Source organism: Burkholderia sp. Bp9140, assembly GCF_003853425.1.
Lineage (GTDB): Bacteria > Pseudomonadota > Gammaproteobacteria > Burkholderiales > Burkholderiaceae > Burkholderia.
Window position 1 is genome coordinate 40,722 of sequence record NZ_QTPQ01000015.1, and the last position, 13,015, is coordinate 53,736.

Here is a 13,015-nt window from a genome sequence, read left to right on the forward strand (position 1 = left end):
GCATCAGCTGCGCGCCTAGCGCTTGGTGTCGAATTCGATCGGCAACGTCGTGGCGAGCCCCGCGTCGATCGCCTTGTCGAGGATCAGCCCGGCAACCACGATGTCCTGCAGGCCGCCGCCGACCGATTTGTACATGCGGGTCCGCGCATCTTTCAGCCGATCGTCGAGCGCGCCCGCGAGCAGATCCGCGAGGCTGAACGACTTGTCGTGAAACGCGACACCCGCCTTGTGCGCGGCGAGCATGTCGCCCGTCTCCTCGAGCACCTCCTCGAGCATGTCGCACACGATGATGTCGCTGCGGGCGACGACCGAGACGTCGATCTCTCGCTGCTCGGGAATCGTCGAGCCGATGGAGACGACGGTTGCGCCAGGCTGCAACCAGTCGCCGAACAGGATCGGCTGCTCGTCACGCGAACGCGCCGCGGCCAGCACGAGATCGGCTCCTTCGACCGCTTCCCGCGCGGAGGCCACGCCGCGCGCGGGCACGCCGACATCGCGCGTGACGGCCTCCGCGAATGCCGCTCTGCGTTCAGGCGTCGGACTGAACACGACGACCTCGGTCAGGTTCCGCACGGCGGCAATGGCGCGCGTGTGCATCGATGCTTCGAGTCCGCTGCCGAGGACCGCCAGACGTGCGGCTTTCGCGGGCGCAAGCCGGTCGAGCGCCGCGGCGGAAGTGGCTGCCGTGCGAAAACCCGTGACGAGGTTGCCGTCGACGAACGCCGCGATGCGGCTGGTTTCCTGGTCGAACAGCACGATCACGTATTCGACGCCGGGCGCTTTCGCACCCATCGCCATGCCCATGACCTTGGCCCCGTAGTAGCGGCTCCCCACGGGGACGGCCGGCAGCGTGCGCAGCCACGTCTTGCCGGCGACTGCGACCGTCCGCGGCGGCGTGCTCCTGGGCGGAATGGATTGGCCGTAGGCCGACTGAAGGGCGCGGATCGCGTCCTTCCAGGCGAAAACGGAGCGTGCGGCCTCGCTGGACACGAACACGGGTGCAAACGAAGAGTGGGTCATATGCAGTACCGGAAGTTGGCTTGAGGGGCTCGGCCCGTCACGCGGCGGGCGATCGATGCGCGACCGGCTCGAGAACGATGGATGGGTACCGGGCCGCGGAGTCGCCGCATGTCATCCAGGCGTCCGACAGCACCCGGATCACGGCGCTCGCGTGATTTCGGTCGCGATCTTCAGTCGCACGTTGTCCGACAGCGCGTGAGGGATCGCGTCCATGCCGTAAGCGCTGCGACTGATGTTTGCCGTCGCTTCGAATCCGACCACGGGATGTCGCGTCCACGGATTCACCGCGCGATCGATCAGCGTCGCGTCGAACAACACCGGCAGCGTGATGCCGCGGATCGTGAGGTCCCCGTCGATCGCGTACTGGCGGCCGTCGAACTGCCGCACCGAACGGGAGACGAACACGATCTTCGGATGCACGTCGGCGTGCAGCCAGTCGGTGCCACGCAAGTGTTCGTCGCGCAGGTCGAAAGCCGTGTCGATGGACGCAGCGTCGATGTCGAACGACACCCGCGATGCGTCGACGTGCTCGTCGTCGAACGCCAGTTGCGCATCGAAGCGCCGGAATATTCCCGGCGTACACGTGAGGCCGAGGTGGCGGACCGAAAAGCTGATGTGGGTATGCGCGGCCTCGAAGGACCATGCCGGGCGCGCCGCCGAGTCCGGCTCGACGACAGCGGCATTGCGCAGGAACGGCAGCAGGAAGTTCAACATGCGGCGTCTCCAACCCGGTCACACCGGGCTATTCATCTTGACGCCATGCTAACCGCGAGAAAACATCAATGCAACCATTGATGCATATCTTCTTTGCAATTGATTTGTACTTTACGTGTATACCCTAGCCATCAATAGCGACAGAAAGGCCCTTCAGGCATAATGAGTCGCCAATTGATGCGTTCAACCGCGCACCAATCCGCTGACACCCATGCATCGCGGCCGCGTCGCCGCGAACCGGCACGATCGAGCACGCGGCCAAGCACTGGCCGCAGCCACCGCCGGACCAACGAGCCTTCCGGCGCGGAAGGCGGAGAATATGTCTGTACAAACGAACCTGATCGATGACGATGTGCTGCGACTGCGCGAGTACATCGAGGGCCACGTCGCGACGAGCGGCGACCTGCGCCTGCCCCCGGAACCGAAGCTCAGCGAAGCGTTGGGCGTTTCGCGCGGACGGCTGCGCACGGTGCTGAAAAGGCTCGAAGACGAGGGCGTCATCTGGCGACATGTCGGCAAGGGCACCTTCGTCGGCCCGAAGCACGTCAAGCCGGATGACGAGACATGGTCTTCGTCCATCAGCGTCGACGACATCATGGACGCACGTCTCGTGCTGGAGCCCCAGCTCGCCGCGCAGGCGGCAGTACACGCGACGGCCGCCGACGTCGCGGCGATGACGCAGTGCCTCGCCGACATGGCCGCGATCGAGCCGTTCATGCCGTGGAAACGGCTGGACGAGCACCTGCACCGCCTCATCGCACAATCGACGCATAACGCGCTGCTGTTGATGCTCTACGACACGATGCGGGTGCAGGTGCATCTCAATCTGGATGCGCGCATGGAAGAGGTGTTCTCGTCGCAGACAGGCCCTCGGCACGATACCGACGACGAACACCGGCAGCTTGTCGACGCAATCCGCACGCACAACCCGGCGCGCGCGGAACAGTTGATGCGCGAACATCTGCGCTCGGTGAGAACGAGGCTGTTCGGCTTGCGCTAGTACGACGCGCTTCGGCGGCGCGCGCGGTCTGGTCGTCACGACGCGAATCGTTCCGCCTGGATCGCGCTCTTGAGCCGGCGGCCGCGGAGCAGGCCGCACTGGCATCCGCATCGCGGCAATCCTGTGCCGGCCCGCGGTTTCCGGTGGTTCCCGCGCGATCACCGGCGGGGGCCACCGTGCGCCTGGTCCGCTACGCGGTCGTCTCGCGCTTCTGCGCCGCGTCCGCGCGCTCTGCTTCGAGCCGCTGGTTGACGGCCCAGCGAAACTGCGAGAGCGCGGCGTCGATACCGAACGGCATCATCTTGAAGCCGGGATCGAGCACAAGATTGCGGTGCTGCGCACTCACCATTTCGCGATCCTCATCGAATGCATCCACGACCGCCTGATGGATGGAGCGTGTGACTTCCGGCCTGTCGAGCGAAAAATTGTGGGGATGCGCGAAGAAGTAGTGGGTCGAGCCCTCCGTCTCCGGCGTGAGCGCCTGGCAACCGTGGAATTCCGCGGCGTCCACGCGCGTCCCCTCCGGCGCGCCGGTTCCGACGGGCGCCATGCCTGAGTCCATGCGCAGGATGGCGGGAATCGTGAAATCGTAGATATTCCAGCGGTCGACGTTGCCCGGCCAGTCACGCACCGCTTTCACGAACGGCGGCGGCGCGGTGTCCAGCGTCCAGCGCGTAATGCGTACGCCATCCTTGATCCGCTCCACCTTCGGCCGCACCGCGGCGTAATCCTCCCCGCCGCCCAGCGTCGTCGGATGGACATAGGGCAGATGCGAAAAATCCAGCAGGTTATCGCAGATCAGCAGGTAGTTGACGTCGTAGTGAATGTAGCCGGGCAGCGAACGCCATTGCGGATCGTCGACCCAGTGGGTGTCGGGAATCGTGGACGGATCGGCCAGTTCGGGCTCGCCCATCCAGATCCAGATCCAGCGGTGCTGCTCCACTACGGGAAACTGCCTCACCTTCGCGTGCGGCGGGATTCTCTCCTGAGCCGGCGCCTCGATGCACGTGCCCTGACTGTCGAACTTCAGTCCGTGGTACATGCATCGCACGCAGTCGCCTTCGCGTCGGCCGAGCGACAGCGGCGCACCACGATGGCAGCAGCGGTCCGCGAGCGCGATCACGTCGCCGGACTCCTTGCGGTACAGCATCACCGGCGTATTGATGATGGTGCGGGAAAACAGCTTGTCGCCTTCCACCTCGTGCGACCACGCGGCCACGTACCACGTATTGCGGATGAACATCGCTTGTCTCCTGTGTGTTGTAGGACGTGCTGTTGCACATCGCGCCATAACGATAGAATCGGATCCGTGATGCAGCAACCTAATGGGATTAATTCGATCTATGCATGCCGCACATATACGTGATCTCGATCTGAATCTGCTCGTGCTGTTCGATGCGATGCTTCGCGAGCGGAGTGTCACCCGCGCGGCGGCGGAAGTCGGCTTGTCCCAGGGTGCCATGAGTCATGCGCTCAATCGCCTGAGGACGTTTTTCGAGGATCCGCTGTTCGTCAAGACGCCCACGGGCATGGAACCCACGCAAAAGGCCACGCAGCTGGGCGTGACGATCACGGAGGTGATGACGGCATTGAGGGAGCGCGTCCTCTCGCAGGCGAGCTTCGATCCCGCCACGGCACGGCGGATGTTCGTGATATGCATGACGGACATGGGGGAACTCGTCTTCCTGCCACCGCTCGTGCGGCGCCTGCGGGAAGTCGCGCCATACTGCTCGGTGCGCTCGGTCCAGGTGCCCCTGGAGGACATCGAGGCCACGCTTGCCGCGGGCGATGCCGATCTCGCGCTCGGCTCCGTGCGTGCCGCCCCCGACGGCCTGTACCAGCAGCAACTCTTTCTGCACACGTTCGTCACGATGGTCAGCGTGCACAACAAGGCCATCGGCAGAACGATCAGCCGCGCGCAGTTCGAGCGTGCGCCGCAGATCGTCGTTTCGCTGACGGGCCGCGCAAGCGCCGCCTACGATAGTGCGTTCGAGGAATACGGCATCAAACGGAATGTCTTTCTGACAACGCCGCACTTTCTGGTCGTGCCGCACCTGATCGATGCGCAGCCGGACCTGATTGCGACGGTGCCGCTCGAGCTCGCAAACGTCTTCGCGAAACTCGGCACGGTCAGGATCATCCCGCCTCCCGTGCCGCTGCCTCCATTCGCACTGCGACAACACTGGCATCCGCGCTTTCACAACGATTCCGCAAACATGTGGCTACGCGGGATCATCAAGCAGACGTTCGACCACTACCCGGATATCGACGGCGGTTCGTAGGTGACGGAACGCATGCAATGGACGCGGCGCGGCGATGGCCGGCCCGCGACAACGCGTGACCGGCCATGCGCACGAGCGATCAGAACATGTGCATGATCCCGACGGTGGCCCCGGTGGTCGTCCCTGCGGGCGCAAAAAGGGACGCCACTCCGGCGCCTGGCGTCAGGCCCAGATTTGCCTTCCCGTGATTGTTGACGAGGCCGGCCTGCGCATACACGCCAGTACGTTTCGACAGGAAATATGTCGCGCCGACCACACCCATCAGCGAATGGTTCGATGAATCGTTGCGATCGCTGACATACCAGACGCCCGCATTGAGATCCAACTGCGGCAAAGCGAAGTAATCGACACCGCCACCGTACACGTTGTTGGTCGCCCCGCCCTGAACCTTGAAGCTTTCGAACGATGCCTTCGCGGTGACCGGGCCAAACTTGTAGGCGGCACCGATCACCCGCCCGACATACGGCACGTTTCCGGCCGGGACCGTGATAACCGATCCGCCTGCATTGCTGTCGAAAAAGGCGGCGTCAACCGTCAATCCGCCCCACTCATACTTCAAGCGTGCCGAGTACTGGCGGCCCGACTGGAAATTGCCGGCCACGCCGCCGAACGAGAACATCGCGCTGCCCTGGAAGCCGGCCAGTACCGGGCTCGTATACGAGATCGCATTCGAGCTGAACGAACCCGTCACACTGACGTTGTTGGAATAGATGGCCAGGACGCTGCCGAACTCCGAGAAGACACGCGGATCCAGCGCCCACGTAGCGAGGAAAAATGGAGAAAACTGCAGGCCCGCCTTCACTTCGCCGAACCCGCCCTTCAGCCCGACATAGGCTTCTCGGCCGAACAAATTTCCGTTTCCGTTGCTGAAACCGCCATTGGAGAAGCCGATGCCGCTCTCAAGCTTGAATACCGCCTGCAGCCCTCCGCCCAGGTCCTCGGTGCCGGTCAGGCCGAAGATCGCAGGAGCAATCCCGCCGTTCTGAAAACCGACGAACTTCCCTGCATTTCCCCCGGTCGCCAGGTTCATCGTTTTACTGAGATAGAGGATGCCGGTATCCGCAATTCCGTACAGCGTAACGCTGCTTTGCGCATGGGCCGATACCGCAAAAAGAAGGCTCGACGCTACTGCGGTCGTCGCCCTGAAAACGCACCTCCGGTACATGACTGTCTCCTTGATTTATTCTATAAACAAAAAACACTTCGTATTACGAAGTACTTGCGACAGTACTTACGACTGTCAGACATCAAATTGAAACGAGATGCCGCGTTCTTCTCGAGCGCTCGCCCCCCGATTCGGACAGCACGCTCCCCGGCACCGCAGTTGCTTTTCAGCGCAAGCCGAGACCTTCCTCCATCATCGATCCGGCAACCAAAATATCGATACGTCAAGTATCATAATATGCCGATGATCGCCGCCTAACAATCGCGTTTTCCCTGCTTCACATCCTGCCATCTTCAGAAAAATCTTCTATTTTCTATACTTATCGAATCGTATTTAATTTAAGTGATAATCCCGACCAAACCGCGACAGCTCCGTTGCAGAACGCACGCGAGCCGCGACGTAAATCTCCACGCACGCCGCTGACGCCGTGCGCCGGCATCCCGCAATGAATCACTGGTATCGATGACAGTGCAACTCCATCCACTCTTGCCCGAAGGGATGGCGGTCGGCCAAACGGGCCGGTAAAAGTCACCCGCGCCCGGTTGACGATGTGCGCGGGCACCCGAAACTTATCCCGCCTGCAGGATGCGTGCGTGGTGAAGAATGTGATCTTCCATGAAGCTCTGGACGAAGAAAAATCCATGGTCGTAACCTTCTTGACGACGCAGTGCAAGCGGCTGATGTGCGACTTCGCACGCGCGTTCGAACACGTCAGGGTTCAGTTGTTGCGCGAGAAACTGGTCTGCCAGCCCCTGATCGATCAGGATGCCCTCACGGAACCGGTGCCGCGCGTTGCCCACGAGCTCGCTCGCATCGTATTGCTTCCAAGCGTCACGATCGGCGCCGAGATAGCCGCTGAACGCCTTCTCGCCCCACGGACAGCGGGTCGGCGCCGCAATCGGTGCGAACGCCGACACCGACCGATAGATCTCCGGATTGCGCAGCGCCAGCACCAATGCGCCGTGACCTCCCATCGAATGGCCGAAGATGCCAAGGCGTGCGCCATCGATGGGCAACGCGCCGATCGCCGTCTCGCGCAACTCGTCCCGCACGTACGAATACATCCTGTAGTGCTTCGACCACGGATCCCGAGTCGCGTCGACGTAGAAGCTCGCGCTAGCGCCAAAGTCCCATGATGCCGACTCGCCCGGCACGCCCGCACCGCGCGGGCTAGTATCGGGCGCGATGAGCGCAATGCCGTGTTGCGCCGCGTAGCGCTGCGCGCCGCCCTTGATCGGAAACGTCTCTTCGGTACAGGTCAATCCGGCCAGAAAGAACAGCGCCGGTACCTTCCTGCCTGTCGCCTCTTTCGGCAGGAAAACCGAGAAGCGCATCGGCAGACCGATGGCCTCCGACTGATGCCTGTAGATGCATTGCGTGCCGCCGTGCGAACCGTGCGACTCGATCAATTCGAGCATTGCGCTTTCCTTTAATGGAGGACGACCGGGCGAATCGATTCGCCATTCCTGGAATCGGCTGCGCCCGGGTCGTGTGCGCCCGATGCGCGCGCGGCGGCGCGCCAGCCGAACGCTTCCCGTCTTTCAGTTCGCCGCCTGCGCCTGTCGTTGCGCCAGCTCGGCCTCGATCTGCCTGTCCAGCAGGCGGCGGACGCGAACGGCCGCGGCATCGCCAACCAGCAGTACCGGCTTGAGCGACCAGAAATCCTGCTCGCCGATCGACTCCTGCTGTTTCTCCAGCATCGGCGTGTCCTCCCTGTCGAACGTGGCCGCAAACGACTCGACAACGCTCGCCGCGATTTGCTCGCCATGTGTGCCGCCGTCCTTCGGCACACACATCGAAAACCAGTAATGCGACGTGCTCTGCGTCTCCGGCGTGAACAGATGTGGATTATTGAACAGGAGTCCGACGGATTCGTTCCGGGGTCGCCCGACAGGCGCTGCGCCACCCAGCAGCAGCAGGTTTGACGGGGCGCTCCACCTGACGTCGAGCCAGCGGTCGACACGCAGGCCACGCGGAACGCCGAACTGATCGCAAGCCGCATCGGGCAGGACTTCGTTGTGGATGAAACGCAGCGACCAGACCTCCTCTCCGTCCTGGCGTACTTCAGTCTGTGCGTGCTTGACGGAATCGCTGCCCAGCGAATCGGGATGCAGGAATTCGATGTGTGACAGGTCGAGAATATTGTCGACCTCGAGCCGGTAGTTCGCACGCGGCCGAAGGTACGCCTTGCCGACGTACCAGCACTCGGGATCCATGCACGAGAAATCCGGGATGCTGGCCGGATCGGCGCGGGCTGGATCGCCCATCCAGATCCACAGCACGCTGTATCGCTCGACGAGCGGATACGAACGTACCGTCGCGGCAGCCGGGATCCTGCCGTCGCCATGAGGATTGTGTACGCACTGCCCGGCCCCATCGAACTGCAGTCCGTGGTAGCCACATTGCACCACGCCTCTGTCAGCCAGAAGACGCCCGCAGGACAATGGCGCGAAGCGGTGCGGGCAGCGATCGTACAGCGCGTGCGGCACGTTCGCGGCGTCACGGAACATCACGACCGGCTGGTCGAGCAGCCTTCTCGCCAGCAACGCGCCCTTTTCGAGTTCGCTATCCCAGGCCGCCATGTACCACGTGTTGAGCAGGTAATCCATGTTGTCTCCTCTAGCCATGCATGAGCCAACGGCGGCGGTCCGGGCACACCGCTGGCGATAGGTTCGTAAACGAACGGCGCGCCGGGTACGCTGGCTATACGTCGCGCTCCATCCACCGTGCAACGATGCGGCGTGCCTGGATACCCGCCGCATCGGCCTTGACGCTACGCTCGCCCGCGCTCACGCGGCGAGGACGACGGGCCACCTGCGCCTGGATGGCCTCCAGCACGGCACGATCCTCGTCGAAGCCGGTACGGATCGCGCCGACCAGATGGTCCATCGCTTCCGATGCGGTGGCGAAATCCCGCCCGATAACCCAGCAATACAGCATGTGGGTCTGATCGATCGGCGTGGTGGCGTGCGCGACGCGAAAGCGGCTCGGCGCACACCCCGGTCGGGACGGATCCTCGAAATCGACACCCCCCTCCTGTAGCGCCGGCGACAGGAACGAGCCACGATGCTCGCGATGCCAGGGCGTACCGGGCGGCACACCAAGCGCCATCGCATAACCCGGCGCGAGCGGCTTGTTCACGAAACGCTGGCGGTATTCGACGGTGTCGCCGTCGCCGCTCACCTCCGGGGGGTTCTTCCAGTCCTCGATCTGAAAGGTCGACGCATGCACATAGCCAAAGTGCGTCAGGTCCAGCACGTTTTCCTTGAGCAGCATGTAATTGGCTGAGATTTCCATCTGTCCGGAGCGGGTGGCGAACGAGGAATCGATCGTCCAGTGCAGTTCCGGCGGCGCAGGCGTCGCGTCTATCATCGCGGGATCGCCGACCCAGATCCATACGAACGGCCCGACTTCCCGGACGGGATACCGCTTTGCCGAAAAAGCAGGCGCGGCGTCCGCGGACGGCACGCGCACACAATGCCCGGCGGAATCGAAGCAGAATCCGTGGTACCCGCATTCGATCGTGTCGCCGCGCAGGCGGCCCAGCGACAGGGGGGCCTGACGGTGCGGGCAACGGTCTTCCAGCGCGGCGACCGTACCATCCTCCTGCCGGAAAAGCACCACGGGCGTATCGAGCAGCCATCGGCCGAGCAACGTGCGCCCCACTTCGCTGCCAAGCGCGGCAACCCACCAGCAGTTGTACGGATAGTTACGCGTTTCGGCGATGCTTTCCGCGATATTCACGATTGCCACGATGTCTCACCCCTTGTCTGGAAACTGGTCTGTCTTGCCTGTTCGGCATCAGGTAGCCGCTGCGCCCGACACCGCTCCGGCGCCGTTTCGCGCAACCCGCCGCACGATCGGCGTTCGAGATGGGCGATCATCACATTACTAAACGAGGCGTCTCGTTTCACTTTAGTTGAAGTCCATACCGCGCACAATCGGGTTTGCCCGGACAAAGCCCCCGGTTCGCCATGCCCGCGCCAAACCGACCGGCCATGAAAGGATGCCGGATTCTTCCAGACGGCGTGCGTCCATCCGGATTTCGTCAGCGAGACAAGGGAAAATTCCGTTGACGACAGCAGGCGCTGTCGATATCTTTTTAATACGATACGTATCGACATGAAAATAGAGAAACGAAACCCTCGCTCGTGGCGAACCGCCCAGCCAGGCAATCTTTCACGAGACGGCGTTCCGCGCGCGAGGCAAGCCAGCTTCGCCCCCTTAGTCCGGGCGGTGCCGACCAGAACAAATCAGGAGCCTTTGACATGAACACAGTGACCCGCCCGGTGCGCATCGGCGCCAAGGTGATGGAAACCCGCGACATCTGCAGCCTCGAGCTGGTAGCCGTCGACGGCGGCGAGCTTCCTCCGTTTTCGGCCGGCGCGCATATCGATGTTCATCTGCCCGTCGGGCTGGTGCGCCAATATTCGCTATGCAACCACCCTGCTGAAACGCACCGCTACCAGATTGCCGTGCTCCGCAATGCGGACTCGCGTGGCGGCTCGGTCGGCATGCATGCACTTGAGGTTGGGCAAATCGTCGGAATCAGCGAGCCCAGAAACCATTTCCCGCTGGTGTGCGACGCGCCACATAGTTTGCTGATTGCAGGCGGTATCGGTGTCACGCCGTTGCTGTGCATGGCGGAGCACCTGGCGAGCCTGGGCCGATCGTTCGAATTGCACTACTGCACGCGTTCAGCCGATTCCGCCGCCTTCACCGAACGACTCCGTGCGTCTCCGTTTGCCGCTTCCGTGCACCTTCATTACGACGACGGGCCCCAGTCTCAGAAGCTTGATCTGACGGCCCTGCTCGAGCGAGGTCGTTCGAGCGCCCATCTCTACGTCTGCGGACCCGCGGGGTTCATGGACTGGACGCTCGATAGCGCAAGAACCGCAGGCTGGCCGGAACAACACCTGCATCGCGAATATTTCGCGGCGACGCCCAGGAACATGAGTGGCGACGGTAGCTTCGACGTCGAGATCGCGTCGACAGGTCGCGTTATCCGGGTTGCGGCTGACCAGACAGTGATCGCCGCACTCTCCGCTCATGGCATCAGCGTCCCCACATCCTGCGAACAGGGCGTGTGCGGCGCTTGCATCACCCGCATACTGGACGGCACGCCCGAGCACCGCGACCTGTTCCTGACCACCGAGGAACAGGCTCGCGCAGACCAGTTCACGCCGTGCTGCTCTCGATCTCGAAGCCCGAAACTCGTCCTGGACCTCTGAACCTGCAATGCGCGTCCATTCGAGCAGGGTGACGGGAGAGGCTGTAGACGTTGTTTGCCGCCTTTAGGGCGTTCATACGGCGAACTCGGACACCGGCGGACCGATCCCTTCGATGCCAATGGGTCCGGTCATCCTCAAGCACGCGCAAAGCCCGTTCGATCACCTCATCCCGTCGCCCAGGTGCCGCCTGCCGAAACATCGTTGCCCCGGATAACACGACGAATCGCCCCCTCCACAAACCAGCGTCCGCTTTCGTGCGCCAAGACGTCCCCACGTCGCGCATAAAATTGACCAGTGAATGTAATTGATTACATTCCCGCTATAATCCAGGTCGCCATCAAGCGCCGAGTGGCGCGTCCTGTCCATGGAGCGCCGATCGGCCGGCGTCCTCCGGCAATCCCTCTGTTCCATTCGCGCACGGTTTCCCAGCATGCCACTCCTTTCCATCGCCATTCTCCTGACGTTTCAATGCCTGGGTGAAGGTCTGACATATCTCCTGCATCTCTCGGTACCGGGCCCGGTAATTGGCATGCTGCTGCTGCTTGCCAGCCTCCACGTCTTTCCGCCGCTTGCGACAACCCTGGAATCGACCGCCGCCAGCCTGCTGCAAAACCTGTCTCTTCTCTTCGTTCCGGCAGGCGTGGGCGTCATGTCGACCGCCGACGGAATCAAGGGCGATCTTGTACCCATCGCGCTGTCGCTCGCGGTCAGCACGCTGCTTGCAATCGCAGTGACCGCCGTGACGATGCGGTATCTGACGCGCGTCATGTCGAAACGCACCAGCAACCGTGCAGGGAATGCATCGTGATCGCTCACCAAAAGCTGTCCGCCCTCTGGGTCTATCTCGCGGCGTCGCCGCTCGCCGGACTCACGCTGACGCTGATTGCGTATCTGTGCGCGCAGGCAATCTACCGGAAGGCGCGATTTAGCCCGCTCGCCAATCCGGTACTGATCTCCATCGCGCTGATCGTGACGATCCTGGCGTCGACCGGGACGTCGTATCGAACCTATTTCGACGGCGCCCAGTTTGTTCACTTCCTGCTTGGCCCCGCCACTGTCGCCTTGGCACTCCCGCTCTACCGGCAATGGGCAAACCTTCGCAAGGCCGCGCTACCGCTGCTCGGCGCGCTAACGGCCGGCTCGACCACCGCGGTCGTTTCCGCGCTGGTCATCGCCGGCGCATTGGGTGCCTCGCAGCAAACACTCGCCTCCCTCGCCCCGAAATCGGCGACCACGCCGATCGCGATGGCAATCGCCGAGCGTCTGGGCGGCATCCCGTCGCTCACTGCCGTGCTTGTCATCTGCACCGGCATTTTCGGCGCCGTGACCGCGCGTTCGCTGCTGAATCTGCTGCGCATCTCGGCGCCCGAAGTGCGCGGATTCGCACTCGGCGTCGCCTCTCATGGAATCGGCACTGCCCGCGCCTTCCAGGTCGACGCGACGATGGGCGCCTATGCGGGCCTCGGAATGGGTTTGAACGGCGTACTCACCGCGATCGTCGCTCCGGCACTCGCGCCCGTCGTCGCAAGCTGGCTTCACTGAGTTGCGGAGCACATCTCGCCATCCATCCGGCTATCGCATGGGCCTAGGTTTCCACATGAAA

At 63.0% G+C, this 13,015-nt stretch carries 12 protein-coding genes; 5 read left to right on the top strand and 7 right to left on the bottom strand.

The window, feature by feature from the left end; genetic code table 11:
- Positions 1-15: 15 nt before the first annotated feature.
- Both DIE21_RS14445 and DIE21_RS14450 read right to left on the bottom strand, forming a co-directional pair.
- The gene (locus tag DIE21_RS14445) at positions 16-1,020 is read right to left on the bottom strand and encodes an ornithine cyclodeaminase family protein (protein WP_124498331.1); all 1,005 of its coding nucleotides are present in this window, start codon (positions 1,018-1,020) and stop codon (positions 16-18) included.
- 138 nt (positions 1,021-1,158) lie between these two features.
- Positions 1,159-1,734, bottom strand: coding sequence for a YceI family protein (locus DIE21_RS14450; protein WP_124498332.1), 576 nt, complete (start codon positions 1,732-1,734; stop codon positions 1,159-1,161).
- A gap of 211 nt (positions 1,735-1,945) precedes the next feature.
- Here DIE21_RS14450 and DIE21_RS14455 point away from each other — a divergent pair, with 211 nt between their 5' ends.
- A complete protein-coding gene (locus DIE21_RS14455; RefSeq protein ID WP_260432488.1) occupies positions 1,946-2,734 on the top strand; it encodes a FadR/GntR family transcriptional regulator in 789 nt (262 codons plus the stop codon).
- 190 nt (positions 2,735-2,924) lie between these two features.
- Here the strand turns inward: DIE21_RS14455 and DIE21_RS14460 are convergent, their stop codons facing one another.
- The gene (locus DIE21_RS14460) at positions 2,925-3,977 is read right to left on the bottom strand and encodes an aromatic ring-hydroxylating dioxygenase subunit alpha (RefSeq protein ID WP_124498333.1); all 1,053 of its coding nucleotides are present in this window, start codon (positions 3,975-3,977) and stop codon (positions 2,925-2,927) included.
- Between the two features lie 100 nt (positions 3,978-4,077).
- Here DIE21_RS14460 and DIE21_RS14465 point away from each other — a divergent pair, with 100 nt between their 5' ends.
- A complete protein-coding gene (locus DIE21_RS14465; protein ID WP_185642772.1) occupies positions 4,078-5,016 on the top strand; it encodes a LysR family transcriptional regulator in 939 nt (312 codons plus the stop codon).
- A 79-nt stretch (positions 5,017-5,095) separates the two neighbouring features.
- Here the strand turns inward: DIE21_RS14465 and DIE21_RS14470 are convergent, their stop codons facing one another.
- The 4 genes from DIE21_RS14470 to DIE21_RS14485 all read right to left on the bottom strand — a co-directional run bounded on the left by DIE21_RS14470 (position 5,096) and on the right by DIE21_RS14485 (position 9,934).
- A complete protein-coding gene (locus DIE21_RS14470; protein WP_124498334.1) occupies positions 5,096-6,181 on the bottom strand; it encodes a porin in 1,086 nt (361 codons plus the stop codon).
- 569 nt (positions 6,182-6,750) lie between these two features.
- Positions 6,751-7,599, bottom strand: a complete 849-nt coding sequence (gene fghA, locus DIE21_RS14475; protein ID WP_124498335.1) for an S-formylglutathione hydrolase — start codon at positions 7,597-7,599, stop codon at positions 6,751-6,753.
- Positions 7,600-7,722: 123 nt separating this feature from the next.
- Positions 7,723-8,790, bottom strand: coding sequence for an aromatic ring-hydroxylating dioxygenase subunit alpha (locus DIE21_RS14480; protein WP_124498336.1), 1,068 nt, complete (start codon positions 8,788-8,790; stop codon positions 7,723-7,725).
- A 94-nt stretch (positions 8,791-8,884) separates the two neighbouring features.
- Positions 8,885-9,934, bottom strand: a complete 1,050-nt coding sequence (locus DIE21_RS14485) for an aromatic ring-hydroxylating dioxygenase subunit alpha (RefSeq protein WP_221622378.1) — start codon at positions 9,932-9,934, stop codon at positions 8,885-8,887.
- Positions 9,935-10,449: 515 nt separating this feature from the next.
- Here DIE21_RS14485 and DIE21_RS14490 point away from each other — a divergent pair.
- The 3 genes from DIE21_RS14490 to DIE21_RS14500 all read left to right on the top strand — a co-directional run bounded on the left by DIE21_RS14490 (position 10,450) and on the right by DIE21_RS14500 (position 12,954).
- Positions 10,450-11,412 (top strand): PDR/VanB family oxidoreductase, encoded by a 963-nt coding sequence (locus tag DIE21_RS14490; RefSeq protein WP_124498338.1) that lies wholly within the window; start codon positions 10,450-10,452, stop codon positions 11,410-11,412.
- A gap of 430 nt (positions 11,413-11,842) precedes the next feature.
- Entirely contained in the window at positions 11,843-12,220 is a 378-nt protein-coding gene (locus DIE21_RS14495; protein ID WP_124498339.1) for a CidA/LrgA family protein, read from the top strand.
- Positions 12,217-12,954: an LrgB family protein gene (locus tag DIE21_RS14500; protein ID WP_124498340.1), complete on the top strand. Its 738-nt coding sequence runs from the start codon at positions 12,217-12,219 to the stop codon at positions 12,952-12,954. The genes DIE21_RS14495 and DIE21_RS14500 overlap by 4 nt, the downstream gene beginning before the upstream one ends.
- Positions 12,955-13,015 lie beyond the last annotated feature (61 nt).

What these genes read in the sequence shown, in the direction of transcription:
- DIE21_RS14480 (WP_124498336.1), bottom strand. Translation starts at nt 8,790, where the DNA reads ATGGATTACCTGCTCAACACGTGGTACATGGCGGCCTGGGATAGCGAA.
- DIE21_RS14495 (WP_124498339.1), top strand. Translation starts at nt 11,843, where the DNA reads ATGCCACTCCTTTCCATCGCCATTCTCCTGACGTTTCAATGCCTGGGT.
- DIE21_RS14460 (WP_124498333.1), bottom strand. Translation starts at nt 3,977, where the DNA reads ATGTTCATCCGCAATACGTGGTACGTGGCCGCGTGGTCGCACGAGGTG.
- DIE21_RS14465 (WP_185642772.1), top strand. Translation starts at nt 4,078, where the DNA reads ATGCATGCCGCACATATACGTGATCTCGATCTGAATCTGCTCGTGCTG.
- DIE21_RS14450 (WP_124498332.1), bottom strand. Translation starts at nt 1,734, where the DNA reads ATGTTGAACTTCCTGCTGCCGTTCCTGCGCAATGCCGCTGTCGTCGAG.
- DIE21_RS14470 (WP_124498334.1), bottom strand. Translation starts at nt 6,181, where the DNA reads ATGTACCGGAGGTGCGTTTTCAGGGCGACGACCGCAGTAGCGTCGAGC.
- fghA (WP_124498335.1), bottom strand. Translation starts at nt 7,599, where the DNA reads ATGCTCGAATTGATCGAGTCGCACGGTTCGCACGGCGGCACGCAATGC.
- DIE21_RS14490 (WP_124498338.1), top strand. Translation starts at nt 10,450, where the DNA reads ATGAACACAGTGACCCGCCCGGTGCGCATCGGCGCCAAGGTGATGGAA.
- DIE21_RS14445 (WP_124498331.1), bottom strand. Translation starts at nt 1,020, where the DNA reads ATGACCCACTCTTCGTTTGCACCCGTGTTCGTGTCCAGCGAGGCCGCA.
- DIE21_RS14455 (WP_260432488.1), top strand. Translation starts at nt 1,946, where the DNA reads ATGCATCGCGGCCGCGTCGCCGCGAACCGGCACGATCGAGCACGCGGC.